Source organism: uncultured Eubacterium sp., assembly GCF_934561735.1.
Taxonomy (GTDB): Bacteria; Bacillota; Clostridia; order Oscillospirales; family Acutalibacteraceae; genus Eubacterium_R.
Map to the genome: position 1 here is coordinate 1 of NZ_CAKTGT010000010.1, position 26,291 is coordinate 26,291.

Here is a 26,291-nt window from a genome sequence, read left to right on the forward strand (position 1 = left end):
TGTTGCACTTTCCCTAAGGTCACCCTCGGCGGCCGTTAGCCGTTATCCTGCTCTGTGCTGCTCGGACTTTCCTCATAATCAAAGATTACGCAACCGTCTGGACAACTCTATCTTATATAATAAATTATTCCGCTTCAAATTGCAATATTAAATAAAAAAAGTTGAAAATAAATTCCATATGGTGTAAACTTACTTTGGTATATGATTTTAAAATAAAGGAAAGGTGTTATTATGCCTCGTTTTGACGAAGAGGGCTTTAACCCTAAAAAGAGAATAGACAATGACAGCAGGGACAGAAGCGTTCCCGTTGACGAAGATTACTTTAACCAAAATGATTTTAACAGCGATGATGTTATAGATAATCAAAATACCTCGGATATTGACCTTGATGCGTTTATGAAAGAGTTTGACGAGCCGAAACGCTCAGCCCGTCAAAGTGCAAATGATTTTGTGCCGCAGGTTTATGTTGACCGTGACGCCGAAAAACGCCGAGAAAACGAAGAGCGTGCACGCAAAAGGAGAGAATCATCGCCTCCGCCTCGCCGCAAAAGAAAAAAGAATTCCGCAGCGAACAAGGCAAAAAATATTTTCAGAGCGGTTATTGCCGTTATCCTTGTTGCGGTTATCGGAGCAGGCTGTTTTGTAGGCAACGCAATGGGCAAGGTGACCTATGACGATAAGCGTAAAAATCAATATGTCAGCAGGTCGGATTTGGCTCATTCGTCAAGCGTAACCAATATTTTGCTTTTGGGTGTAGACGCCCGTAATCCAAAAGACGATACCGCTTCACGCTCCGACTCTATGATGCTTATATCTATTGATAAGGCACATAATTGTGTCAAGATGGTGTCGTTTTTGCGTGACACTTGGGTTTATATTCCTTGCGTTGATAAAAAGCAGCGACTCAATGCCGCATGTCAGTATGACGGATATAACGGCGTTGTTGATACAATAGAATATAATTTCGGCATAGATATTGACGGATATGTTGTTGCCGATTTTGAGATGTTCAAGGTTCTTGTTGACAGTATCGGCGGCGTAGAGGTTGAAGTAAGTGAAAAGGAAGCAAAAGAAGTAACTTCGCATAAAGGCAGATACGGCAATGTTAAACTTGATGCAGGTAAGTACAAATTAACAGGCGAACAGGCACTTGCTTATTGCAGAATCAGAAAGATAGACACCGACTTTATGCGTGCGTACCGTCAAAGAACCGTTATGCAGGCTATTCTTAAAAGCGTAAAATCGGCAAATCCGATTAAGCTTGTTTCAATGGCAAGCAAAGCCGCCCCGTATATCGAAACAAATCTTTCAAAGGCAAAAATTATTTCCTCCGGCTTAAAGGCTCTCCCTTGTATCGGTGATATGGCAGAAGTCCGTGTTCCGTTTGACGGTACATGGCAGTATGCAACAATCGGCGGTGCAAGCGTTATCACAATAGATGTTGATAAGAATAAAGAACAGCTCAAAGATTTGATTTATAACAAAACCGCCGCAGAGATAAAGGCAGAACAAAATAAATAAATTTTCAGACTGTCGATAAAGTTCCTGAACCACGCCAAAATTATTTCAGCGTGATTTTGTAGGGAATAGGCTTGCCTATCCCGAAACATTATTGTTTCAATAATACTATTTAAAGAAAAGTGCCGCAAACATCGAGTTTGCACCACTTTTGGCGTTTTTCGTTTTTTGCTCAGTCGAGGTACCATTGTACATCTTCCTTCGCAAGAAAACGAAATTCAGAAACTTTCTCAACAGCCTACAGCGTGTTTTAGGAACTGTATATACAGCCTGAATTGTTCATAGTTTGTAAATTGACTTTATATATTCGGTTTGGTATAATAGTATAAGTCGTTTTGTGCGGCAATAATAAGTGGAGAAAAAATATGTTATCAGTTATTCCTGCCCCTAAAAAGGCGAAAGAACTTGGCGGAATTTTTGTCCTGCCCGAAAAAGTAAAAGTAAAATCCGATTTTGAACTTCCGCTTTTGGAGGGTAAAGTTGAATTTTGTGACAATGAAGAGGAAGCAACCGTCATTGTCGTAAAAGATGGCAAAATTGCCGAAGAGGGCTATACTCTCGGCGTAACAAGAGAGCATATTGTCATTTTGGCAAGCAAAAAAATCGGCGTTTATTACGCACTTCAAACCGTTCGCCAACTTGCACATCTCGATACAGGCGGCAGGGAAGTACCTTGCTGTGACATTGAAGATGAGCCTCGTTTTGATTTCAGAGGCCTTTCCCTTGATGTTTCCCGCCATTTTTATGATGTTGATTATGTAAAAAAATATCTCGATTGGATGTTTATGCAAAAACTCAATGTTTTTCATTGGCACTTGACCGATGATGCGGGATGGCGAGTTGAAATTAAAAAGTATCCTCTTTTGACTGAAATCGGCTCAACGCGTACTTGTACACAACTTGACGGTTGGCAGTCAATTAAGATGGAACAAAAGCCGTATTCGGGTTATTATACGCAGGAACAGATTAAGGAAATAGTTGCTTATGCAAAAGAGCGTGGCATTACCGTTATCCCGGAAGTAGACTTTCCGGCTCATTGTGCTGCTGTTTTTGCGGCATACAGTGACCTTGCGTGCCGTGATTTGAAGCGAGATGTTCCCGGCTATTTCGGCGGCAAAATTCCTACAAAGATTTACAATCAAAAGGATTGGAACAGAACGCTTTGTATGGGCAAAGAAAAGAGTTTGCAGTTCGTTTATGATGTCCTTGACGAAATCTGTGATATGTTCGATTCACCGTATGTTCACGTAGGCGGTGACGAAGCCCCTAAAGACGAGTGGAAAAAATGCCCTAATTGCCAAAGAGTGATTAAAGAGAATAATCTCAAAAATGAAGAAGCACTTCAAGGCTGGTTTGAAAATAAGCTTTCGCAGTATCTCAAGTCTAAAGGCAGACAGATGATAGGCTGGAACGAAGTCCTTGAAGGTAAAAATATTGATACAAGTGACAAAAATATCGTTGTACAGTATTGGACACCGAAACGCGATAAAAATGCGGAAGCGTATGTCAACAGCGGCGGAAAGATGATTATGAGTAATCATCAATCGTTTTATTTTGATATGCCTTACGCTCAATATTCGCTTAAAAAAACATATGAGTATAAGCCTGAAAACTTTGGTGTAACCAAGGATAATATAAAAAATGTTCTCGGTGTAGAGGGCGAAGTATGGACAGAATGGATTAGAGGCAGAGAAAGACTCGAAATGCTTGTTTTCCCGCGTATGCAGGCACTTTCAGAGGTTGCATGGTCACCTGAAGAAAAGCGTAATTTTGCGGACTTCAAGGTAAGACTTGATGATTTCAAGCCTACTTTTTACGCTATGGGTATTAACTATGCGGTTGATAAAATTTCTATGCCTACAAATCTGTTTAAGCGTTCAAAGATTTTGAAAAAGTTTGCAAATGGAAATACCGAACTTGAAAATCAGTTGAATGCACAATATAAAACTAAAGGAGAACGATAAAATGAAATTTAAAGATTTTCCGCAGGCGGTTATTGATGAAAATGTTGATTATACCGTTCACGAGATAACCAATGTTATCAAAAGATACGGACCTCGTGAGTCCGGCAACAAAAACTGCCTTGCAACACAAAAGCACATTGATAAAGAGATGAAGCCGTTTTGCGACGAAACAGGATTTGAATCTTACAAAATGGCACCAAAGGCATTCTTGCACTTTACCAAGACGGTTTCCGCCGCAATTATTTTGGCTGTGGTTGTTTGTCTCGGATTGGTTTATACAGGCGTCATCAGCGGTATAGGCGGTTCGGATTTCTTCCTCCCGCAGTGTATCGTAGGTGGTGTTATTGCAATAGGTCTTTTCATCACGGTTATGGAATTCCTTATGTACAAGCAATTCTGCGATGTGTTCTATAAGAAAATCGAAGGACATAATTATTATGCCGTTCGTAAGCCGCAGGGCGAGGTTAAGAGAAGAATTATAATCTCCGGTCACTGCGACGCCGCTTATCAATGGCGTCATCTTTACTATGCAAATGGCAAATTCCCGCTTATGACCATTTGTATGGGCGGAACCATCGGCGGTGCGGTTATTTCTGTTATAATTGCAATTATCGCAATTATTGCTAACTTTGTTGATATGGGTGCATTCGGAGATTTTATGGTAAATTACAGCTTCTATTTCCATATTCTTACCGCACTCTTTATGGTAACTCTTTATCTCTTTGTTGACTTTGACACTATTTCACCGGGTGCAAATGATAATCTTACAGGTACTTATTCTGCCGTATGTGCACTTCGTATGCTCGATATGGCAGGTGTTGAATTTGAAAATACCGAGGTTGTTGCAATGATTACCGACGGTGAAGAAGCAGGCCTCAGAGGCTGTAAAGATTGGGCAAAGAAGCATAAGGACGAATACACAAATTCAGGTGTAGAAACCGCTGTTCTTTGCGTTGACACTCTTACCGACCTTGAATACCTTAATGTTTATTCCCGTGATATGACAGGCACAGTAAAACACTCACAGCCTTTCAGTCAGCTTGTTATGGATTCCGCCAAGGAATCCGGTCACAATGATTTGAAGTTTGCAAATGTGTTCTTCGGTTCATCGGATGCCGCTGCATTTACTCAAGAGGGAATTACAGCTACCTGTCTTGCCGCTATGGACCCGGCTCCTGCCGATTACTACCACAATGTTCGTGACAGCTATGACCGACTTGTTCCGGAAGCCATCAAAACAGGCTATGAGGTTATCCTTTCAACTATCTTTAACTTTGATGAAAAAGGACTTAACTAACATATAATTATTAAAGAAATCCTGCTTTTAACGGGATTTCTTTTATTTTATATTGTATCTTATTGTATTTTATGGTAGAATGGTTACATATATTAAATCATCGGAGGAATAAATATGTACAACGATTATTACGATTCAATCGCAAAGGTTGCCGAAACCGACAGCGAGGTAGCAGACGCAATGGCACTTGAACTTAAGCGTCAGAGAGAAAACATTGAACTTATCGCATCGGAGAACCTTGTATCTCCTCAGGTTATGGCTGCTATGGGCTCCGTGCTTACAAATAAGTACGCAGAGGGCTTGCCGTCAAAGAGATATTACGGCGGTTGTCAGTATGTTGATATTGTGGAAGAAATAGCTATCAAGCGTGCTTGCGAACTTTTCGGTTGCAAGTTTGCCAATGTTCAGCCGCATTCGGGTGCACAGGCAAACACAGCGGTTTATCTTGCACTTCTTAAACCGGGCGACACCGTTATGGGTATGAGCCTTGATAACGGCGGACACCTCACTCACGGCTCTCCTGCAAACATTTCGGGCAAGTATTTCAACTTTATTCCTTACGGTGTAAATGAGGAGGGATATATCGACCTTGCCGCTTTTGCAAAGCAGGTAAATAAGGTTAAGCCAAAGCTTATTGTAGCAGGTGCTTCCGCTTATCCGAGAGAAATTGACTTTGCAACAATGGCAGACATTGCTCATGCAAACGGTGCAATGTTTATGGTTGATATGGCTCATATTGCAGGCCTTGTTGCCGCAGGACTTCATCAGTCACCGATTCCGTATGCAGATGTTGTTACAACAACCACACATAAAACACTTCGCGGTCCTCGCGGCGGTCTTATCCTTTGCAACAATCCTTATCTTGCAAAGAAACTTAATTCCGCTGTGTTCCCGGGTACACAGGGCGGTCCTTTGATGCATGTTATCGCAGGTAAGGCAGTATGCTTCGGCGAAGCTCTCAAACCTGAATTTAAGGAATATCAACAGCGTGTAATCGACAATGCACAGGCTCTTGCCAACGGACTTATTTCAAGAGGTCAAAACCTTGTTTCGGGCGGTACCGATAACCACCTTTGCCTCCTTGATTTGAGAGGTACCGGCGTAACCGGTAAGGAACTTGAAGCAAGACTTGACGAAGTTCATATCACACTTAATAAGAATACCGTTCCAAACGAACCGCTTTCACCGTTTGTTACTTCAGGTGTTCGTATCGGTACTCCTGCCGCTACAACCCGTGGACTCAATGCAGATGATTTTGACAAAATCGCAGAGTATATCGCTCTTGCCGTTACAGATTATGACGCAAAGAAGCAGTACATCCTTGACGGCGTTGCTCAAATCTGTGCAAAATATCCTCTTTACGAGTAAAAAATTCGTATTATGATTAACTTGCTTGGCAGAATATTCGGAGTTCTTATGAACTTCGTTTATTCGTTCTTTAAGCTTAATAAAACAAAAAATCAAGTTGCTTTTATTTCTCGTCAAAGCGAAACTCCTTCACTTGATTTTCGCTATTTGATTGATGAAATACAAAACAATTACCCGCAGTATGAGGTTGTTGTATTATGCAAGATGATACCTGCCTCACTGAGCGGAAAAATCAAATACTTGGCCGAAATTTTTAAGCAGATGAAAGCACTTTCACAATCAAAAGTTGTTGTACTTGACGGCTATTGCATTTTGGCTTCAATTCTTAATCATAAAAAAGATTTGAAGATTATACAAATTTGGCACGCACTCGGAGCGTTCAAACGCTTTGGCAAATCTGTTCTTGATATGCCGGGCGGCAAATCTTCCGCAACTGCCAATGCTTTCAAAATGCACAGAAATTATGATTTGATTGCCGCATCGGGCGACAAATGCGTTCCGTTTTTTGCCGAGGCATTCGGTCAGCCCGAAGAAAAGTTTATTCCAATCGGAATTCCCCGTATGGATTATCTTACCGACAGCGGCAAAACCGCCGAGGTAAAAAACAATGTTTATTCCGTATATTCAGAACTTGACAACGGCAAAAAAACAATCCTTTATGTTCCTACTTTCAGGGACAGACCCGAGGATATAGAAGCACTTCATTTTGCAACTGCAGACCTTGTTTCAAAGGTTGATTATTCAAAATATAACCTTGTTGTAAAGCACCATGTTGTTGATACAAACCTTGAAGAAATTTATGTCAATTCGGCTGAAAATCCTGTTTGCGGCGAGCATTTTTCGGGTATGGATTTTATGTGCGTTTCCGATTTTGTCGTGACGGATTACAGCTCCGTTATTTATGAAGCCGTGCTTAAAAATTTGCCTATATATATCTATTGCTTTGACAGTGAAAAGTATCTTGACGAGCGTGGGTTTTACATTGATTTTTGGCATGATATTCCTGCCGTGTACGGTAAAACAAGCGAGGATATTTTGGCTTCAATCAATGATAACAAAACAGTTGAAAATGAAAAAATCGAACGCTTTAAAACCGATTATGTAAATAAAAAGTTTGACAGTATCACGCATATTTACGGCGAAATTATCGATTTGCTTATGCGTGACAAATACAATAATAAATATAATTACAAGGCATAGTATGGGAAAAATTAAATCCGCACTTTATCCTCATCTTCAAAAAATGAGATATAAAAACTTAATATCCGCCTTTGAAAAAGGGAAGAAGTGCAAAATGGTTGATAATCAAATTCTTATGCTTTGCACATCAAAAGGCAAACTCGGCGGCAATCTTGCGGCTGTTAAAAGTTATATTGAACAAAACGGACTTGATTATAACATCAATACCGTAACTTCAAAAGAGCAGATGACGCTCGACGAACTCGGCAAAACCATGGCTCAAAGTAAGTATATTATGGTTGATGATTTTGAGCCGATGGTGTATGTTCTCACTCTTCGTGACGGTCAGCATCTTGTTCAGCTTTGGCACGCAATGGGTGCGTTCAAACGATTTGGCTATTGTCGAGGCACTGCGGAATCAGGCTCGCTCACCCATAAAAATTACACCGAGGCTATTGTTTCGTCACCCGAACTTTGCCAAATATATGCCGAGTCGTTCGGCATATCGGTTGACAAAATTAAGCCTGTCGGCACTCCGAGAACCGATTTGTTCTTCAATTCCGATTATGTTGCTTCGGCAAAGAAACGGCTTTATGACCGTGCACCGAGCCTTGTCGGTAAAAAGATTTGCCTTTTTGCTCCGACCTTTAGAGGTCAAAATGTAAACGATGCTTATTATCCCGAAGATTTCATCGACCTTCAGGGTCTGTCAAATTCTCTCGGTGATGATTGGGCGATTATCGTCAAACTTCACCCGTTTGTTAAGGGTAAGTTTAATATCCCCGATTGCGAAAGAATTTTTGATTTCAGCGATGAAAGGGAAATTAACGACATTCTTTTTATTACGAATGTCCTTGTCACGGATTATTCGTCCGTGATATTTGAAAATGCCATTATCGGCAATTCGGCTGTTCTGTATGCTCCCGATTATGAGGAGTATAACAGCAACCGTGGCTTCTATTTTGATTATAAGGATTATTCTTGCGGTAGTATTGTATCCAATCAAAACAAACTTGCCGATGCCATAAAATCTATAACAAACAATAATGATGATTACATTGCGTTCAAAAAACGATTTGTGTCCCTTTGTGACGGTCATTCGTGCGAACGCTTTGTTAAAGAAATATTGGAGGAAGGTTAAAATGTTACAGTTGTCAAACAAGTACAAAAATATGAAACCTTCGGCTACAAGAGAAATATTAAAAGCTACCTCCGACCCGTCCGTCATCGCATTTGCAGGCGGTTCACCGGCTGTTGAGGCTTTCCCTTGCGAAGAAGTTAAAAAAATCAGTGCAGAGATTTTGGAAGAAAATCCTGTTTCTGCTCTTGTTTACGGCGTTTCCGAAGGTTATGACCCGCTTCGTGATACCGTTAAGGCTTGGCTTAAAAAGAGAAATAATATCGGCACTGATGACGACACCGTTATTATCACTGCCGGCGGAACGCAGGTTATGGATATTACCACAAGAATTCTCACTTCCGAGGGTGACACTATTATTTGCGAAGAACCGTCATTTATCGGTTCGCTCAACGCATTTCGTTCTCACGGTTGCAAACTTGTCGGCGTTCCTATCGACAGCGACGGTATGAATATTGAAGCACTTGAAAAAGCAATTAAGCAAAATCCGAACGCTAAGTTTATTTATACAATTCCAAACTTCCAAAATCCCGGCGGCACAACCCTTTCTTGGGAAAAGCGAAAAGCGATGTATGCACTTGCAAAGAAGTACGGCATTGCTATTTTGGAGGATGACCCTTACGGCAATCTTCGCACAGAGGGCGAGGATGTTCCGGCAATCAAAACCCTTGACGAGGACGGAATTGTAATATATGCCGGTTCATTTTCAAAGATTTTGGCACCCGGTATTCGTGTTGCCTATACCGTTGTACCTAATTCTGTTGCCGGTGCATTCACAATCGGCAAGCAGGTGTCCGATGTGCACACAGGCGTGCTCAATCAAATGATTGTTTACCGCTGGTTTAAGGAATATGATGTTGATGCTCATATTGACGAAATAAGAAAGATTTATCGCAAAAAAATCAACCTTATGTGTGAAAAACTCGATGAGTATTGCCCTCAAATCGAATATGTCAGACCGCAGGGCGGCTTGTTCCTGTGGGCAAAGCTCCCCGACAATGTGGATATGCTTGATTATTGCAAACGCCTTGTAGAACGCAAAGTTGCCGTTGTTCCGGGCAATGCTTTCATTGTAGACGAGTCAAAACCTTGTAACTATATCCGCCTTAATTTTTCCACTCCGAGTGACGAAAATATCATTAAGGGTGTTAAGATTATGGGCGAAGTTTTTAAAGAATATTAACAGAAAAGAGATAATATTATGTCAGAAGAAGTAAAAGTTGAAAGAAAGAAAAGATCATTATCACTCATTCAGCCGACCTCGGTTCCGACCCTCGGCAACTACCTCGGTGCTATGAAAGGCTGGGCGTCGTTTCAGGATGATTTTGACACTATTTTCGGTATTGCGGATTTGCATTCTATCACCGTTCGTCAGGACCCTGCAAAGCTTCGTGCACAAACAACGCAGCTTTATGCAATGCTTATGGCTGTCGGACTTGACCCGCAAAAGAGTATCCTTTTTGTGCAGTCACATGTTCCGCAACACAGTCAGCTCGGTTGGATTTTAAACTGCTACACACAGTTCGGCGAACTTAACAGAATGACTCAATTTAAGGATAAATCCGCACAGCACGCAGACAATGTCAACGCAGGTCTTTTCACATATCCTTGCCTTATGGCTGCCGATATTCTTTTGTATCAGGCAGATGTCGTTCCTGTCGGTGCGGACCAAAAACAGCACCTCGAAATCACTCGTGACATTGCAGAACGCTTCAACGGTGTTTACGGCAATGTGTTCACAGTTCCGGAGCCTTACATTCCAAAGGCAGGCGCAAGGGTTATGTCGCTCCAAAATCCTACTTCAAAGATGTCAAAGTCCGACCCTAATCCAAAGGGAACGGTTCATCTCACGGATGAACCGAATGTGATTATGAAGAAGTTTAAATCCGCTATTACAGACAGCGAAATGTCGGTTCACTATGCAGACGGCAAGGACGGAATAAACAACCTTATGACAATTTATTCCGCAGTTACGGGTGATAGCTTCGAAACTATCGAGCACGACTTTTCGGGCAAAGGTTACGGCGACTTCAAAAAGGCAGTCGGCGAAGCAGTTGTTGCAGAACTTGAGCCTGTTCAAAAGAGATATAACGAACTTTTGCAGGATAAAAAGTATCTCCAAGAGTGCTGGACACAGGGTGCAGATACCGCATCTCGTCTTGCAAACAGAACTCTCACCAAGGTTATGAAAAAAGTCGGCTTCCTTGCAAAATAAATATTGTAAACAAAAAAGACGCATTGATTTGCGTCTTTTTTTATGTCTGTATTCTTATTTATATACTCTTTCAATCCTCGGATTTACCATAAGCGGTGAGATGTCAACGCTTGCCAAATCGCCCGGTTTGACATCGCTTCCTGTAATGTCAACCGCTGTGTGGCTGAGCCCGATTCCACCGATTACATGGTACATTCTGCCGTTGATTTTGACATACATCTGCTTCTTTTTGAGAAAACTTTTGAATACGGAAAGAACATATCTGAAAGTTATAATTTCTTTTTCTTTTGTAAGGCCAAAGCCGTCATAGTGACCGATTGGCACAATGGCAATCTTTGTTTCACGCTTTGTTTGGTATGTTGCGTTGTAGCCGACAAAATATCCTTTTGGTACGGTTTTAACATCAACAACTTCGGCTTCCAACGAACCGAGTCTGTGCAAACCGCTTTTGCTCTTTGTAATAACTCTGCCTGTAAATGCCGAGCCGATTCGCACGGTGTCAAGGCAAACATCCTCAACATTGAGCAGAGCAGGGGAGTTGCTTGCGTGCAATATGCCGACTTTTCCAACTTTTTCCTTGATTTTTGCCATAGTGTCCTTGAACATTTCAAGCTGTACTTTGGTTAAATCGTGGTTTCTGAAAGCCGATGAAAAATGCGTGTACGCTCCCGTAAATTCAAGATTCGGCAGTGAATAGCATTTGATTGCGTCCTCAATTTCGCTCGGCATAAAACCGTATCTGCCCATTCCCGTGTCGATTTTGAGGTGGCATTTTACGGTAACACCCATTTCGGTCGCAACTTCGCTCATTGCTTGTCCTGCTTGCAAAGAACCGATTGTTGCTGTTGCTCCGTATTTTGCAATTTCTCTGCATTCGTCTTTTATGCAGGTTGAACGCATAACAAGGATGTCCTCGTCGGTTAAAACCTCACGCAGTATCGGCAGGTCTGTAACCTCCGTTACGGCAAAAGTCTTGATTCCGTGTTCAACTAAAATTTTTGTTATTTCTTTTATTCCAAAGCCGTAGCCGTTGCCCTTAACAACTCCGATAAGCGGCACTCCGGCTTTTTGCTTGACAATCTCAATGTTTTCGTCAAGCAATTTTTTGTCTATTACATATCTGCTCATTTTCTGATTTTCTTCAATACCTTTGTTCCGATGTTGTAAAGATTGTATACAGGCTTGTTGATTACATAGTCAAATTCGCCCACAAATTCTTTCATATATCCGCCGAAGCCGTGCTTAAATCTCCAAAGTCCGTAGTGTGGGTTGTCAGGATTTTGGCAGTCACCGCTGATTCCGCCAAAGTCGTAAACCTTGCAGTTGCATTCCATACCCCACTTAATCATTGCCCATTGAAGTGCATAGTTAGGGTAAACATTTCTGTGAGCGTTTGATGAAGCACCGTATTGGTATTTCATAACATTTTCGCCCCACTTGATTGCAAGAGTTCCCGCAATCGGTTTGCCCTCGTAGTACGCCATATAAAGCCTTGCGTCATCTGTCATACAATCAAGGATTTTTTCAAAATACCATTTCGGTCTTGTCGAAAATCCGTCACGCTCGCCCGTTTCCGCCATAATGGCAACAAAGTCGTCAAGTGCTTCTTTGCCGCAGATTTTAACTTCAACGCCCTTTTTAGGAGCTTTTCTTATGCGGTTGCGATAGTCCGATTTAAAGGTGAGCATAAGCTCGTCCTCGCTCAAACCGTTGTAATCAAAGCAGTATACAAATCTCGGCTGTACATTTTCAAAATCCATACATCCCGGGTTTAGTTCAACAAATCCTTTTTTGATGAGATGCTCTTTGTACGCCTTGTTCTCAACAACGATTTCAGGGTCGATTTTTAGGCAATATGCCTTGTATTCCTTGCCGACTTCAAGAATTGCGTCAAATAATTTGTCAAAAGTGTCAAAATCATCTTCGTCACACACAAAGCCTCTGCATGCGTACATAAGTGAATTTTTGATAACGGGAATGCTTCTTATAAGCACATCGGCAGAACCGATAATTTCGCCGTTGTCATCTTTGAGCATAACAGCCTCCCACTTCCAAGCGGATTTTACCTTTGCCCACTTTGAGGAGTGCTGAAAAAGTCCCTTAGGATGTTTTTTTATAAAAGCCTCGTATTCGGCTAAATTGTCTTTGTTAACTCTCTCTATCATATCTGTCACCTTGTTTATTTTGTTTAATAATTATATCATAATACATTTTTAATGTAAATATAAAAATACTTCTTACCGTAAATGTAAATCCTTTTATGTCTCCCTTGTGTAAAGGGAGGTGGGTGCGATTTATCGCACTCGGAGGGATTGTAATAAACAGTAAGAAGTGTTTTTTATTTTACAATTAATGACCCGATTACATATACAATGCCTGAGCAAAGCCAAGCAACCGAGCATTGAAGCAAAATTGTGATTCCTGCCCATTTTCTGCCAAGTTCTCTCTTGATTGAAGCAACCGCCGCAACGCAAGGAGTGTAAAGCAAGCAGAATGTGAGGAAACTTGCCGCACTTACGGGAGTCAGTATGCTTGTAACTCCTGCCGAGCCTGTTAATACACTCAATGTAGAAACAACGCTTTCTTTTGCGATGAAGCCTGTTATCAATGAGGTTGACATTCTCCAATCACCAAAGCCGAGAGGCGCAAATATCGGTGCAATAACACCTGCAATTCCTGCAAGTATGCTGTCTTTTGAATCCTCAACAACTCCGAGATGGAAGTTGAATGTCTTTAAAAACCAAATAACGATTGTTGCAATAAAAATTACCGTAAATGCTCTTGTCAAAAAGTCCTTTGCTTTTTCCCATAAAAGATGCAATGTTGTTTTGGCACTCGGAAGTCGGTAGTTAGGCAGTTCCATAACAAACGGCACGGCTTCGCCTTTGAATACAGTTCCTTTTGAAATAAATGCCGTCAGTATGCCTACGGCTATTCCGCCAAAGTACAGCAAAATCATTACAAGCGGTGCTTTGTCAGGGAAGAATGCCGCTGTGAAAAATGAGTATATCGGAAGTTTTGCCGTACAGCTCATAAACGGTATAAGCGTGATTGTCATCTTTCTGTCACGCTCCGACGGCAGAGTTCTGCTTGCCATAACCGCAGGTACGGAACAGCCGAATCCTATTAACATAGGTACAATGCTTCGTCCCGAAAGCCCGATTTTACGCAATAATTTGTCCATTACAAACGCAACTCTTGCCATATATCCCGTGTCTTCAAGCAACGACAGGAAGAAGAATAATGTTACGATTATCGGCAAGAAACTTAATACACTGCCTACGCCCTCAAAAATTCCGTCAATTATCAGCGAATGTAACACCTTGTCTACATTCCAATTTGTAAGTCCTGTATCAACAAGGGTGGTCAACTGACCGATTAAATATTCCAAAAGTTGTTGGAGTTGCAGTCCGATAACATTAAAGGTCAGCCAAAAAATCACTGCCATTATAACAATAAAGCTCGGAATAGCTGTGTACTTTCCTGTTAAAATCTTGTCTATCTTTCGGCTTCTTATACTCTCCTTGCTCTCTTTCGGTTTAACAACGCATTTGTCAACAAGCTTTGTGATGAACGAAAAACGCATATCGGCAATAGCCGCTGCTCTGTCCATTCCTCGTTCTTCTTCCATTTGCTTGATGATTGCTTCAACAAATTCTTTTTCGTTGCTGTCAAGGTTAAGTGACTTTTCTATTCTTTCGTCGCCTTCAACAAGTTTTGTCGCCGCAAATCTGATAGGTATTCCTGCCGATTCGGCGTGGTCTTTTATGAGGTGCATTATTCCGTGGAGTGCTCTGTGCACTGCTCCCGAGTGCTCGCTTTCGTCACAAAAGTCGGTTCTGCCCGGCTTTTCCTGATACTTGGCAATGTGCACAGCATGTTGAATCAGCTCGTCTATGCCCTCGTTTTTAGCCGCAGAAATAGGTACAACAGGAATTCCGAGCATATCCTCGGTTTCGTTGATGAGCACACATCCGCCGTTGCCCTTGACCTCGTCCATCATATTCAGAGCAAGCACAATCGGAATTTCAAGCTCCATGAGTTGCATTGTGAGATATAGGTTTCTCTCAATGTTTGTTGCGTCAACGATATTGATGATACCTGTCGGCTTTTCGTCAAGTATGTATTGCCTTGAAACAATCTCTTCACTTGTGTATGGTGAAAGAGAATATATTCCCGGCAGGTCAACAACCTCTGTGTTCGGGTAGCCTTTTATGACACCCGATTTCCTGTCAACGGTAACGCCCGGGAAGTTGCCGACATGCTGATTAGAGCCTGTTAACTGGTTAAAAAGAGTTGTCTTTCCGCAGTTTTGGTTGCCCGCAAGAGCAAAAGACAAAACAGTTCCCGACGGCAAAGGGTTTTCACTTGATTTTACATGATATTTGCCGTTTTCGCCAAGTCCCGGATGCTCAATTCTGTCCGTGCATCTCTTTTCCTGTTCGGCTTGAACCGTCTTTTTTATCGGTTTTATTTCAATTTTTTTTGCGTCATCCACACGCAAGGTTAGCTCGTAGCCGTGTATTCTGAATTCAATCGGGTCGCCCATCGGTGCAAATTTTACAAGAGTAATTTCCGCACCCGGAATCAGCCCCATATCAAGAAAATGTTGGCGTAAAGCTCCGTCACCGCCTACGGTTTGCACCACAGCGGTTTGACCTTGTTTTAGTTTATTCAATTCCATAGTAATCTTCCAAATCACTTTTTTATATTGTATCATTTTTTGATGTGGTATACAATCATATAATTATACAAATTTATATTTTATTTTATTACTTAAATGTGTATTTTTTATTACAATTATGTAATTACTTATACTTATTATATTGACAATTTTCTATCATTGTTTTATTATAAGATTGTTAATTTGTTTAATAACTTTGTTAATGAATATGTAAAGTTTAGGAGGACTTGCTAATGGGACTTACTTTAGCACAAAAACTTATTAAATCTCATCTTGTAGAGGGCGAAATGAAAGTCGGCACGGAAATCGGACTTCGTATCGACCAAACTCTTACACAGGATGCAACAGGTACTATGGCGTATCTTGAATTTGAAGCTATGGGCGTAGACAGGGTAAAAACAGAGCGTTCTGTTGCTTATATCGACCACAACACACTTCAAACAGGATTTGAAAATGCGGACGACCATAGATTTATCCAAACGGTAACCAAAAAGCACGGCATTTATTTTTCAAGACCGGGCAACGGAATTTGCCACCAAGTACACCTTGAACGCTTCGGTATTCCGGGCAAGACTCTTATCGGTTCAGACAGCCATACTCCGACAGGCGGCGGTATCGGTATGCTTGCAATGGGTGCAGGCGGACTTGATGTTGCCGTAGCCATGGGCGGCGGTACATACTATATCCCTATGCCTAAAATGACAAGAATTAATCTTACAGGCTATCTCAAACCTTGGGTATCGGCAAAGGATGTTATCCTTGAAGTTCTCCGTATTATGAGCGTAAAAGGCGGCGTTGGCAAGATTATCGAATACGGCGGAGAGGGCGTAAAAACTCTTTCTGTTCCTGAGCGTGCAACTATTACAAATATGGGTGCGGAGCTTGGCGCAACAACATCAATTTTCCCGTCTGATGAAATCACCCTCGCTTTCCTTAAAGCACAGGGCAGAGAAAACGATTGGGTAGAGCTTCTTCCTGATGATGACGCTGTTTATGATGAAGTTATCAATATCGACCTTTGCTCACTTACTCCTATGGCGGCTTGTCCTCATATGCCTGATAATGTAAAAACAACTGACGAAATCGGCAAGATTAAGGTTGACCAGGTTGCTATCGGTTCTTGCACAAACTCATCATATGTTGATATGATGAAGGTTGCATCAATCCTCAAAGGCAAAACAATCGACCCATCGGTTTCACTTTGTATTGCTCCGGGTTCAAAGCAGGTTCTTAATATGCTTGCTCTCAACGGTGCACTTTCCGATATGATCAGTGCAGGTGCAAGAATTCTTGAAAGTGCTTGCGGTCCTTGTATCGGTATGGGTCAAAGCCCTAACAGCGGCGGTGTTTCGCTCCGTACTTTCAACCGTAACTTTGAGGGTCGTTCAGGCACAAAGGACGGCAAGATTTATCTTGTTTCTCCTGAAGTTGCCGCTGCTTCCGCTCTTACAGGCTATCTTACAGACCCGAGAGAACTCGGCGACGCTCCGCAGATTTCTATGCCTGAGCACTTTATTGTTAATGATAATATGATTGTTCCTCCTGCTTCACCTGAGGAGGCAAAGGATGTTGAGGTTCTTCGCGGACCAAATATCAAGCCGTTCCCAAAGACAGAGCCGCTTCCGGCAGACATTACTGCAAAGGCTGTGCTTAAGGTTGGCGACAATATCACAACAGACCATATTATGCCGGCAGGTGCAAAGATTTTGCCTTACCGTTCAAACATTCCTCATCTTTCACAGTATTGCTTCGGCGTATGCGACGAAACATTCCCTGAAAGAATTAAGGCAGAGGGCAAAGGCTTTATCATCGGCGGTGCAAACTACGGTCAGGGTTCATCTCGTGAACATGCCGCTCTTGTACCTCTTTACCTCGGCGTAAAGGCTGTTATCACAAAGAGTTTTGCCCGTATCCATGTTGCAAACCTTGTAAACGCAGGTATTTTGCCGTTTACATTCAGCGATGAGGCTGACTACGACAGAATAGACCAAATGGACGAACTTGAACTTGTTAATATTCGTGACTGCATCGAAAACAATAAGCCTGTTGTACTCAAGAACATCACAAAGGGCGAGGAATACAATCTTGATTCTTCACACCTTTCCGACAGACAAAGAGCAATGCTTCTTTGCGGCGGACTTCTTGATTACACCCGTGAAATGAATAAATAATAAAATAATCCCAAAAAGGAGTTACATACTATGCAAGCAGAAGAAAAAAAGGCTCTTGATGCGGCTTGTGACCAATTCAGAGCACTTATGGAAAAACAGCTTGAAAGAGCAAAAAAGATAAAAGAAGATAAGGACTTTACAGATTATCAGTCACTTGACAAAATCGTTATCGGTATTTGCGGCGGTGACGGTATCGGCCCTATCATCACAAAGGAATCCCAAAGAGTTATTGAGTTCTTGCTCAAGGACGAGGTTGAAAAGGGTAAGATTGAGTTTAAGGTAATCGACGGCTTGACTATCGAAAATCGTGCCGCTCACAATCAGGCAATTCCCGATGATGTTCTTGCAGAGCTTAAGCAATGCCATGTTATTCTTAAAGGCCCTACAACAACTCCTCGTCAGGGCGACCCATGGCCGAATGTAGAAAGTGCCAATGTTGCAATGCGTAAGGAACTTGACCTCTTTGCAAATATGCGTCCCGTTAAAGTTCCGGAAGAGGGAATTGACTGGACATTCTTCAGAGAAAACACCGAGGGCGGCTATGCAGTCGGCTCATACGGTGTAAATATTACCGACGATTTGGCTGTTGACTTCACCGTTGCCACTCAAGAAGGCTGTGACAGAATTGCAAAGCTTGCTTACGATTATGCAGAGCGTAACCACAAGGGCAAGGTTTCAATCATCACAAAGGCTAATATCATCAAAACAACCGACGGTAAGTTCCTCAACACAGCAAAGAAAATCGGCGAGCAGTATCCTGATATCGTAACCGATGATTGGTATGTTGACATCACCACCGCTAAACTTATCGACCCACAGAGAAGAAAAGACTTTAAGGTATTTGTTCTTCCAAACCTTTACGGTGATATTATCACCGATGAGGCTGCCGAATTCCAGGGCGGCGTAGGTACGGCAGGTTCTGCAAACATCGGCAAGAAGTATGCAATGTTTGAGGCTATTCACGGCTCGGCTCCTCGTATGATTACAGAGGGCAGAGGTCAATATGCCGATCCTTGCTCAATGCTTCGTGCAACAGTTATGCTTCTTTCTCACATCGGCTACCAAAAGCAGGCAGACGCTCTTGAAGCGGCTCTTGACAAGTGTATGTTTGAGGAAAAGAAGCTTGTTATTACCGGCAGAGATACAGGTTGCACCTGTGATGAGTTTGGCGATTATGTAATGGAAACCATTACAAATATGACCGAGTAATCGGTTTGTCAAAGAGAGGTTTATATTATGGCACAGGAAATTTCAATTTCTGTTATTAAGCGATTACCTCGCTATTATAGATTTTTGGAAAATTTAAAGGATAACGGCATTGTTCGTATCAGTTCAAAAGAACTTGCCGAGCGTATGGGACTTACAGCTTCGCAAATTCGCCATGATTTTAACTGCTTCGGCGGCTTTGGTCAGCAGGGCTACGGCTATAATGTGCCTGAACTTTATGCCAAAATCGGCAAAATCCTTTGCGTAGACGCAGGGGTTAAGACAATATTGATTGGTGCAGGTAACCTCGGCAAGGCTGTCGCTTCAAAGATTTTCACCAGACAGTCCGGCTTTAAACTTGTAGGCATATTTGATAAAAACGAGGCAATTTCAGGCAAAATAATTCAGGGTATTCCGGTTCGTCATATCAATTATTTGGAAAATTTTTGTATAGACAATCAGCCTGTTTGTGCCGTTGTTTGTATTCCGTCAAATGATATGAAGGAACTTACGGACACACTTTGTCGCCTTGGCATCAAGAGCTTTTGGAATTTCAGCAATTACGATATTGCTATGGCTCATCCCGAAGTGCTCGTTGAGAATGTTCATCTCACCGACAGCCTTATGACTTTGAGCTTTCTCACAAGCTCAAGTAAGGAAGAACTTGAAAAGATTTCTTCTGCCGAATAATAAAGATTGGATTGACTGATTTTGATTAAAATAAGTAACAGAGAAATTATAGATGTTCTTAAATTTTCGGATGATAAGGTCATTTTGGTAGAAAAAAAGCCAAACCTTAATTCGGTCGGCTACGGAGTTAATTATTTTATTCTCAATTTTTCTACAGGTGAAAAGGAAATTATCACCAAGGACGCTTATCTTCTTAAAAAATACGGAACAAACAGAAAAATTATTGCAGACAAACTCGGCAATTTTGTAACCCCGAGTGCGGCTGTTATGCCCGACAGGTCGGTGCTTGTTATCTATCCTACGGGCGAAACCGGACTTTTTGATTCAAACGGTGAACTTGTAAAGGACGGAGTGCTTGATTACAACGGTTCACCCGTTTCCGGCATTGCACTCGACGGCGAATATTTTTGGTCTGTATGCCAAAAGGAAAACTGTGTTATTCGATATTTTACCGACGGTGTCAAGGTTGACATCAGGGTTGGCACGGCAGAGCAAAATACATTTCCAAATCCGCATTTTGTTTCATCGGATGATGATTATGTTTATGTGTGCTGTGAACACCGCAGAGTCAGAAAAATCGATAAAAACGATTTTACCGTGTCGGATGTCAGCAAAACATATTCTAACCTTTTGGGTTACTACCGTTTCGGCAAGTATGCAATCGTCATCAAGCCCGACGGTGCATATTGCGATAAAGACTAAAACATAAAACAAAAACCTTTCGGATTTCGTAACCCGAAAGGTTTTTATTATTTCAGCTTTACTGATTTTTTGTATACAACAAATGATATAACCGCTGTCAGTGCTTCCGTTATCCAAAATGCGTTCCACACGCCGTTTGCACCGATTATCTTGCTCAGCACAAATGCACACGGCACTATGATTACAAGATATCTGCACAGAGATATAACAAGCGATTCCTTACCCTTGTTGAGTGCTTCCAGTGCACCGCAGGAGGTAACCGATACCGATGATACTATAAATCCTCCGCTGATGATGCGAAGTGCCGTTTCGCCTATCTTGATTGTTTCGGCGTTGCTTGTAAAGAGCGATATTATGTTGCTCGGTATAACAAGGCACAGCACTGTTCCGACTGCCATAATTATAGCAATCATAATGAGAACATAGTTGTAGATTTTTTTAACTCTTTTGTATTCTTTTGCACCGTAATTGTAAGCGATTATCGGTCGCATACCCTGGACAATTCCGTTTGCCGTGAGGTAAAGAAATGTTTGCAATTTGTAGTAAACTCCGAGAACAAGTACATAAACCTGCGAAAATGCAGCCAAAATCGCATTGAGCGAAGATATAAGAAGCGACGGCAACGCAAGATTGAGTATAGCCGGGATGCCTATTGAATAAAGTGACTTGATTGTTTTACCCGTCAGTTTTAAGTATGCCTTGTCAACCTTTACGCTTGTAGGCTTTGCAAGGTAATATATTATGTAAATTACAAATGTTACAAGCTGACCGATACCTGTTGCAAGTGCCGCACCTTTTATCCCCATTTTGGGCATAAAACCCAAGCCGAAAATCATAATGGGGTCAAGCACAATGTTTGTTACGCAACCGACTCCAAGCCCAATCATTGTGATTTTCATATTGCCGAATGATTGAAACAGCTTTTCAAAGTAAAGGTTCAGGCTGTTTATTGTAGTAAACAAAAAAACAATACTGCAATATTCAATGCCTAATTTTATTATGCCGTCACTTGATGTAAAGGTTTTTAAAAACGGATGAATAACTGCTATGCCGCCGATTGTAAGTACAATACCGTGGATGAGCGAGAGGATAAAGCCTTGGTTTGCAATATCATTTGCATTCGGTATATCTTTTGCACCGAGGTAAAAGGCTATCAGTGCGTTTATCCCAACGCCAAAACCGATTACAACAGCATTGATGAAGTTTTGAACAGGGAAGATAAGCGACAGAGCCGTCATTGCGTCCTCACTGATTTTTGCAACAAAGTAGCTGTCAACAATATTGTAAAGCGAGTTTACGCACATTGAAATTACCATCGGCAACGACATTGATATTATCAGCGGAAACACCGCTTTTTCTTTCATAAAGGTTTCGTTTTTCATATATTCTCCTTTTGTTTAGACATAAAATAAACCACACAGCGTATTTGCTGTGTGGCGAAAAGGTGATATTACTCATCAGGAAAAATCCACTACATGTTTTCGTGAAGATATTATATCATAAATTTATTGATTGTCAATTGCTTTTTTCGCTTTGCTTTTTTTAAGAAAAATAATTTCATCAATAATTACAGTAAAAAGCAACAGCATTGCAATTACAAATACTTTTTGTGAGGAAAATTTGAATGTAAAGCAAGAACTTGTAAATAAAAATGAATAAAGCAATATGTAAAAAAAGTCAAACTTGCTTTTGATGTATTCTGTTTTGCTAATCAAATATAAAAAAGGAATAACGAAAAATGCGGGAGTATATGCTCCGCTCCACATCGGGCACATAACCATAATAAAGCTAAGCATAAACAGCCTTTTGTGATTGTCCCTGAATACGAAAAATAAAACGAATGATATTGCACCGAAAATGTAAATCATTGCCTTTGACAGATTTTTGCCGCAACCGAGAGTAAGAAAGTTTGTATATATTCCGTTAGGGCTCAATTCGCCCCAGACTTCCTGCACCCTGATTTGATTGTTCAAAAATTCGTTAAATCCGTCAATCCCGCCGGTAAATGCAAACGGAACGGCAAAAAACAAAATTCCGTATATAATAAGTCTTAATGCTTCTTTATATTTCTTTTCGGCTATGTACAACAGACCGAAAACGGCAGGATAAATCTTTATCGCAGCGGCAATTGCAATTAATATCATTGCAAGTTCCTGCTTGATTTTGCTGTTTGATTCTTTAAAGTCAATCGCAAGCAGAAGCAGTATAACCACAAAAAATGCAATGTTTGCACATTGAATTACTCCGAATGCAAAGCAACTCGAAAGTGTCAGCAATATTACTGCAAGGAGCATTTTTTTGTCGCTTTGCTTTTTTAAAAATCTTTTTACAACAAAGGCAAATATTAAAAATTCAACAATCAGGTATATTGCACATAAATCGTACATTGCGTTGAAGTTGATATCTTTTCCGACCTGCGGCGGCATCATTAGGTTGAGTGCGTGATAAAAAAGATAAATAAGCGGCGGAAAGCATACATGTATTGATTTTGTATATACCATGCTTAAATCTTTTGAATAATACAGATGAAAAACAAAATCGTTAAACAATTTTTCAAATCCGTCTGTTGCACTTACGGCAGTAAATGTGTCTTTGCCAAAAATAAAAGTAAAAAACGATATGATAACCGATATTGCCGAAATAATTATAAATATATTTATCGGATTGATTTTCTTTTTCATATTTCTCCACTCCTAAATATATTTATATTACAGTATTATCAAAATTTTGTCAATTTTGCTTATTTATGTTTTTAGGCATCCATTTGCCGAATTTTGTGTAAATTATCATCAGTATCATACCTACAAGCCACGAGATAGGGTAGAGGATGAACACGCCGTCTATCGTTGAATAAAACGGCAATGCAATCTTTATCCACAATATTCTGAATATGCACATTGAAAACAGGAGAATAAGCATCGGAGGAACGCCTTTGCCCGCACCTCTGACCGTGCCTGCAAGTATGTTGAGTATGCCGAGTAAAAAGTAAAACGGGCAAAAATATTTCATTGCAAGCTGACCGTATGTTATTACCTCATTGTCCTTTGTGAATAAGCCAAGTACGGTATGGGAGGTAAGCAAAAGTACAACGCCGATAATTATTGTGTAGATAACACCCATTATCAATGCGTTCCACATACCTTTTTTTACTCTGTCCGGCTTTTTTGCACCTACATTTTGACCCGTAAATGTTGTAACCGCCATGCTTATGCTGAGTACCGGCAAAATGTTGAAGCCGTCAATTTTTAGGTATGCCGCATATCCTGCCATGGCCGTTGCACCGTAGGAGTTGACGCTTGACTGAACCAATACATTTGAAAATGAAATAACCATATTCTGTATTGCCGTAGGCAGTCCGACTCTTATGATTTGCTTTGCCGTGTTGCCGTGGATTTTCAGTTCTTTTATAATCAATTTGTAATCGGAATTAACACGCAGCAAATATCCCACCGCAAGAACACACGATAACGCCTGACTGATGTCGGTTGCTATTGCCGCTCCCTTTACACCCCACTTGAGTTCTTTTATGAACACAAGGTCAAGTATGATGTTTGTAACAGATGCAATCGCAAGATAAATAAGCGGTCGTTTTGAGTTGCCGGCGGCATTGAGTATACCCGTAGCCATATTGTATATTACATTGAATATAAGTCCGCCGCAGTAGATTTGAAGATAAAGTACCGAATCTTTCAGCACACTTTTCGGCGTTTTCATCCAAATGAGTAAATCACGGCTGAATATAACGCCGATTGCCGACAGAATTACACCGAGAATAATTGCAATGCACATCGCCGTATGTACTGCAAGTTTTGTTTTTTGTTTATCTCTTGCACCAAGACTTTGCGAAACTATAACGCCGGCACCGACTGCCGCACCTTGACTGAATGCGATAATAAGGTTGATGAGTGCCGTGCCCGAGCCTACTGCCGCAAGTCCGTTGCTTCCTACAAAGTTGCCTACTATAATCGAGTCTGCCGTGTTGTACATCTGTTGCAGCAGATTACCGAGTATCAACGGAATGGAAAACACTATCAGCAACTTCCAAATATTTCCCTCTGTCATCAAGAGGGTGTTTGATGAATGAATTTTGTTTTCTTTCTTTGCTTCCTGCAAAAAATCGCTTTCTTTCGTTACTTATTATTTCAACTGTATTATAGTAACCTTGTGCTTTAGTGTCAATAAGAATAATGTAATTTTAGCAAAGAAGTTTGCTTAACATATCTTAAATTTAAAATAAGCGTTGTCGCTGTACCAAAGAGGGAAGTTTGTCCCCCAAATATTGTCATAAAGAATATATGTCAAGCCGTCTGAAAGATTGCCGTATTTGTTGTCAAAATGCAAAATTTTTCCTTTTCCCACAGTAACAAGAGGGGAGTGGTAATTGACAAATTTTGCACCGTCAATTTTAACATTTTCAACTGCCGATAAATTTCGGCTTCCGTTTTCGACAATATCAAACGGATTAATCTGCTCACTGATTTTTGTGTATGTGATGTTTTCTCCTTTAGGGTAAAAGTGCAGCATAATGCTCTCCGGCAGACGATTTGCACTTTTGCCCTGCCAAATAACTTCAATATCGATTTTGCTTTCGGTAAGCGTGTATTTTATTCTAAAAGTTTCGGGAGCACCCAAATCGGTGCAAAGGTACTCGTCAATTTTTAAATCCGATATTAAGATGATTGCGTTGTCGGATTTGTTGACGGACAGCCTGTTAAGCGTGTAATCAAATCTGCCTTGTCTGTATTTGTTCTTGATTTTGTCAATGTTCGGTTTGCCGAAATCGGGAATTGCCCAATCAGCAACCTCTTTTAAGTTTCTGCTGTAATGCTCAAACCAATAATCATAATCTTCACTGCCGTACGAATTATATGTAACGCAAGGCTCGTGATTGTCACGGATTATCTCTTTTCCGTTAATGGTCAAATGTTTTATTCCGCCAAAGGAATTAATCGCAACCGAGCTGTTTTTCAGTTTGTATTCTTCTTCTGCATTGCCCGGTTCGTTAAACATAGCAAACAATTCATTACCGTGTAATTTTTTTAGCAAGGCTTCCGCTTCTTTTTTGTGAGCGTCCGATAAGAGAGAAACTGCTTTTGTTATGTATTCACGCTGTTCTGCCCAGCTTTTTTCGATTTTTTTGTAATTTTCGCCGTGTCTTGCATTTTCAAAATCAAGTTTCAGGTAATTACTGTATTCGCCGAGTGCAATTTTTACATCCATTCCGCAGGTGTGTTCTGCAAGGCATAAGATATTTTCGGCAAGATTTTTGTATTCCGCATCGTTACGGCTGAGGCTTCCGTCAGCAAGCCATTTGTTTTTCAGTCCGATAAGCGTGCGTAGTGCTCCCGATTTGTACGGGTCTGCCGAGCTGCCGTGAATCCAAGTGTCGCCGATTTCCGATGTTATAACAGGCAGTTTGTTTCGCACTTTCCATATTTTTTCTGCATAGTCATCAAGTGAGCCTGCAATAACTTCGTATTCGGGATATTTCATCTGTTTTTTTTTGATGTTTGCAAGTACTGCATTATTTCCGCCGGAACCGTGATTGTCAAGTGTGTGGTCAAAATATAAGATGTCGTCAACATATTCGTTTTTATATGCTCCGCCGTATTCACCCGAATAAATAACAACGATTTCACTTTCACCCTGCTTCCACAAAAAACATTCGGGTACTTTCGGCATTGCCGACGCACCGTTAACTCCGATGTGGAGCAGTTTAATTCCTCTTTTTGCAAGAAGCGGAATGAGTGCTTTTGTGTGACCCGGTACATCCGTCATTTTTGCCGATATTGTTTTTTTGCCTCGTATTTCGTCTATTGTGTCAATCAGCGCCAGCCCGTATTCAAGACTGTCTTTGTCGAGCAGTTCGGTATGCAAAGTAAAGGGGAGGGCGTGTGCAACAATGTCACCGCTTTTTAGTGCCTTTGTAAGTGCCGCCGCATTTTCTTTTGTGCCGTTTTTCAGCTCTTCACAAAGCAACCACGAGCCGGTTGTCCATACAAATTTTTTGCCTTTGGTATTTACACTTTCGGCTGTTTTAATGGCATTAGGTATAAATTCGTCAAGATATTTTTTGCGTATATTTTCCGCAAAGTCGGTAAATCCCAAATCAAGATGTGTTTTTGAAACTACAATAACCTTTTTCATATTTTCTCCCAT

General features: G+C 41.1%; 19 protein-coding genes. 12 read left to right on the forward strand and 7 right to left on the reverse strand.

Annotated features, from left to right (window positions below; all coding sequences use genetic code 11):
• Positions 1-231 precede the first annotated feature (231 nt).
• The 8 genes from Q0E08_RS07775 (at position 232) to trpS (ending at position 10,679) form a co-directional block, all read left to right on the forward strand.
• A complete protein-coding gene (locus tag Q0E08_RS07775) occupies positions 232-1,521 on the forward strand; it encodes an LCP family protein (RefSeq protein WP_294778559.1) in 1,290 nt (429 codons plus the stop codon).
• A 362-nt stretch (positions 1,522-1,883) separates the two neighbouring features.
• Positions 1,884-3,482 (forward strand): beta-N-acetylhexosaminidase, encoded by a 1,599-nt coding sequence (locus Q0E08_RS07780; protein WP_294778560.1) that lies wholly within the window; start codon positions 1,884-1,886, stop codon positions 3,480-3,482.
• A 1-nt stretch (position 3,483) separates the two neighbouring features.
• A complete protein-coding gene (locus tag Q0E08_RS07785; RefSeq protein ID WP_294778561.1) occupies positions 3,484-4,779 on the forward strand; it encodes a M28 family metallopeptidase in 1,296 nt (431 codons plus the stop codon).
• A 114-nt stretch (positions 4,780-4,893) separates the two neighbouring features.
• Positions 4,894-6,147 (forward strand): serine hydroxymethyltransferase, encoded by a 1,254-nt coding sequence (gene glyA, locus Q0E08_RS07790; RefSeq protein WP_294778562.1) that lies wholly within the window; start codon positions 4,894-4,896, stop codon positions 6,145-6,147.
• A 12-nt stretch (positions 6,148-6,159) separates the two neighbouring features.
• On the forward strand, positions 6,160-7,347 hold the full coding sequence (locus Q0E08_RS07795; RefSeq protein ID WP_294778563.1) for a CDP-glycerol glycerophosphotransferase family protein: 1,188 nt from the start codon (positions 6,160-6,162) through the stop codon (positions 7,345-7,347).
• 1 nt (position 7,348) lies between these two features.
• A complete protein-coding gene (locus Q0E08_RS07800) occupies positions 7,349-8,467 on the forward strand; it encodes a CDP-glycerol glycerophosphotransferase family protein (RefSeq protein WP_294778564.1) in 1,119 nt (372 codons plus the stop codon).
• Position 8,468: 1 nt separating this feature from the next.
• Positions 8,469-9,647: a PLP-dependent aminotransferase family protein gene (locus Q0E08_RS07805; protein WP_294778565.1), complete on the forward strand. Its 1,179-nt coding sequence runs from the start codon at positions 8,469-8,471 to the stop codon at positions 9,645-9,647.
• A gap of 18 nt (positions 9,648-9,665) precedes the next feature.
• A complete protein-coding gene (gene trpS / locus Q0E08_RS07810) occupies positions 9,666-10,679 on the forward strand; it encodes a tryptophan--tRNA ligase (RefSeq protein ID WP_294778566.1) in 1,014 nt (337 codons plus the stop codon).
• Between the two features lie 54 nt (positions 10,680-10,733).
• Here trpS and alr read toward each other — a convergent pair whose 3' ends face one another.
• From alr to feoB, 3 genes are all read right to left on the reverse strand, one after another.
• Positions 10,734-11,807, reverse strand: coding sequence for an alanine racemase (gene alr, locus Q0E08_RS07815; RefSeq protein WP_294778567.1), 1,074 nt, complete (start codon positions 11,805-11,807; stop codon positions 10,734-10,736).
• Positions 11,804-12,844 (reverse strand): peptidoglycan bridge formation glycyltransferase FemA/FemB family protein, encoded by a 1,041-nt coding sequence (locus tag Q0E08_RS07820; protein WP_294778568.1) that lies wholly within the window; start codon positions 12,842-12,844, stop codon positions 11,804-11,806. The genes alr and Q0E08_RS07820 overlap by 4 nt, the downstream gene beginning before the upstream one ends.
• Positions 12,845-13,017: 173 nt before the next feature.
• Complete coding sequence (feoB, locus tag Q0E08_RS07825) at positions 13,018-15,363, reverse strand: ferrous iron transport protein B (protein ID WP_294778569.1); 2,346 nt, start codon at positions 15,361-15,363, stop codon at positions 13,018-13,020.
• Positions 15,364-15,596: 233 nt separating this feature from the next.
• Here feoB and Q0E08_RS07830 point away from each other — a divergent pair, with 233 nt between their 5' ends.
• From Q0E08_RS07830 to Q0E08_RS07845, 4 genes are read left to right on the forward strand one after another with little or no spacing between them, the layout of a single operon-like run.
• Complete coding sequence (locus tag Q0E08_RS07830) at positions 15,597-17,534, forward strand: aconitate hydratase (RefSeq protein ID WP_294778570.1); 1,938 nt, start codon at positions 15,597-15,599, stop codon at positions 17,532-17,534.
• 30 nt (positions 17,535-17,564) lie between these two features.
• Positions 17,565-18,743 carry an isocitrate/isopropylmalate family dehydrogenase gene (locus Q0E08_RS07835; RefSeq protein ID WP_290911919.1) on the forward strand — a complete coding sequence of 393 codons (1,179 nt, stop codon included), beginning with the start codon at positions 17,565-17,567 and terminating at the stop codon, positions 18,741-18,743.
• A 27-nt stretch (positions 18,744-18,770) separates the two neighbouring features.
• A complete protein-coding gene (locus Q0E08_RS07840; protein WP_177665425.1) occupies positions 18,771-19,430 on the forward strand; it encodes a redox-sensing transcriptional repressor Rex in 660 nt (219 codons plus the stop codon).
• 21 nt (positions 19,431-19,451) lie between these two features.
• Complete coding sequence (locus Q0E08_RS07845; protein ID WP_294778571.1) at positions 19,452-20,132, forward strand: hypothetical protein; 681 nt, start codon at positions 19,452-19,454, stop codon at positions 20,130-20,132.
• Between the two features lie 47 nt (positions 20,133-20,179).
• On the opposite strand, the gene Q0E08_RS07850 is transcribed toward Q0E08_RS07845, so the two are convergent.
• The 4 genes from Q0E08_RS07850 to Q0E08_RS07865 form a co-directional block, all read right to left on the reverse strand.
• On the reverse strand, positions 20,180-21,514 hold the full coding sequence (locus tag Q0E08_RS07850; protein ID WP_294778572.1) for an MATE family efflux transporter: 1,335 nt from the start codon (positions 21,512-21,514) through the stop codon (positions 20,180-20,182).
• A 123-nt stretch (positions 21,515-21,637) separates the two neighbouring features.
• The gene (locus tag Q0E08_RS07855; protein WP_294778573.1) at positions 21,638-22,813 is read right to left on the reverse strand and encodes a glycosyltransferase 87 family protein; all 1,176 of its coding nucleotides are present in this window, start codon (positions 22,811-22,813) and stop codon (positions 21,638-21,640) included.
• Positions 22,814-22,862: 49 nt separating this feature from the next.
• Positions 22,863-24,194 (reverse strand): MATE family efflux transporter, encoded by a 1,332-nt coding sequence (locus Q0E08_RS07860; RefSeq protein WP_294778605.1) that lies wholly within the window; start codon positions 24,192-24,194, stop codon positions 22,863-22,865.
• A 150-nt stretch (positions 24,195-24,344) separates the two neighbouring features.
• Positions 24,345-26,279: a DUF5054 domain-containing protein gene (locus Q0E08_RS07865; RefSeq protein ID WP_294778574.1), complete on the reverse strand. Its 1,935-nt coding sequence runs from the start codon at positions 26,277-26,279 to the stop codon at positions 24,345-24,347.
• Positions 26,280-26,291 lie beyond the last annotated feature (12 nt).

Excerpts from the sequence above, each read along its gene's own strand:
- Q0E08_RS07775 (WP_294778559.1), top strand. The coding sequence starts at position 232 with ATGCCTCGTTTTGACGAAGAGGGCTTTAACCCTAAAAAGAGAATAGAC.
- Q0E08_RS07780 (WP_294778560.1), top strand. The coding sequence starts at position 1,884 with ATGTTATCAGTTATTCCTGCCCCTAAAAAGGCGAAAGAACTTGGCGGA.
- Q0E08_RS07785 (WP_294778561.1), top strand. The coding sequence starts at position 3,484 with ATGAAATTTAAAGATTTTCCGCAGGCGGTTATTGATGAAAATGTTGAT.
- glyA (WP_294778562.1), top strand. The coding sequence starts at position 4,894 with ATGTACAACGATTATTACGATTCAATCGCAAAGGTTGCCGAAACCGAC.
- Q0E08_RS07795 (WP_294778563.1), top strand. The coding sequence starts at position 6,160 with ATGATTAACTTGCTTGGCAGAATATTCGGAGTTCTTATGAACTTCGTT.
- Q0E08_RS07800 (WP_294778564.1), top strand. The coding sequence starts at position 7,349 with ATGGGAAAAATTAAATCCGCACTTTATCCTCATCTTCAAAAAATGAGA.
- Q0E08_RS07805 (WP_294778565.1), top strand. The coding sequence starts at position 8,469 with ATGTTACAGTTGTCAAACAAGTACAAAAATATGAAACCTTCGGCTACA.
- trpS (WP_294778566.1), top strand. The coding sequence starts at position 9,666 with ATGTCAGAAGAAGTAAAAGTTGAAAGAAAGAAAAGATCATTATCACTC.
- alr (WP_294778567.1), bottom strand. The coding sequence starts at position 11,807 with ATGAGCAGATATGTAATAGACAAAAAATTGCTTGACGAAAACATTGAG.
- Q0E08_RS07820 (WP_294778568.1), bottom strand. The coding sequence starts at position 12,844 with ATGATAGAGAGAGTTAACAAAGACAATTTAGCCGAATACGAGGCTTTT.
- feoB (WP_294778569.1), bottom strand. The coding sequence starts at position 15,363 with ATGGAATTGAATAAACTAAAACAAGGTCAAACCGCTGTGGTGCAAACC.
- Q0E08_RS07830 (WP_294778570.1), top strand. The coding sequence starts at position 15,597 with ATGGGACTTACTTTAGCACAAAAACTTATTAAATCTCATCTTGTAGAG.
- Q0E08_RS07835 (WP_290911919.1), top strand. The coding sequence starts at position 17,565 with ATGCAAGCAGAAGAAAAAAAGGCTCTTGATGCGGCTTGTGACCAATTC.
- Q0E08_RS07840 (WP_177665425.1), top strand. The coding sequence starts at position 18,771 with ATGGCACAGGAAATTTCAATTTCTGTTATTAAGCGATTACCTCGCTAT.
- Q0E08_RS07850 (WP_294778572.1), bottom strand. The coding sequence starts at position 21,514 with ATGAAAAACGAAACCTTTATGAAAGAAAAAGCGGTGTTTCCGCTGATA.
- Q0E08_RS07855 (WP_294778573.1), bottom strand. The coding sequence starts at position 22,813 with ATGAAAAAGAAAATCAATCCGATAAATATATTTATAATTATTTCGGCA.
- Q0E08_RS07860 (WP_294778605.1), bottom strand. The coding sequence starts at position 24,194 with ATGACAGAGGGAAATATTTGGAAGTTGCTGATAGTGTTTTCCATTCCG.
- Q0E08_RS07865 (WP_294778574.1), bottom strand. The coding sequence starts at position 26,279 with ATGAAAAAGGTTATTGTAGTTTCAAAAACACATCTTGATTTGGGATTT.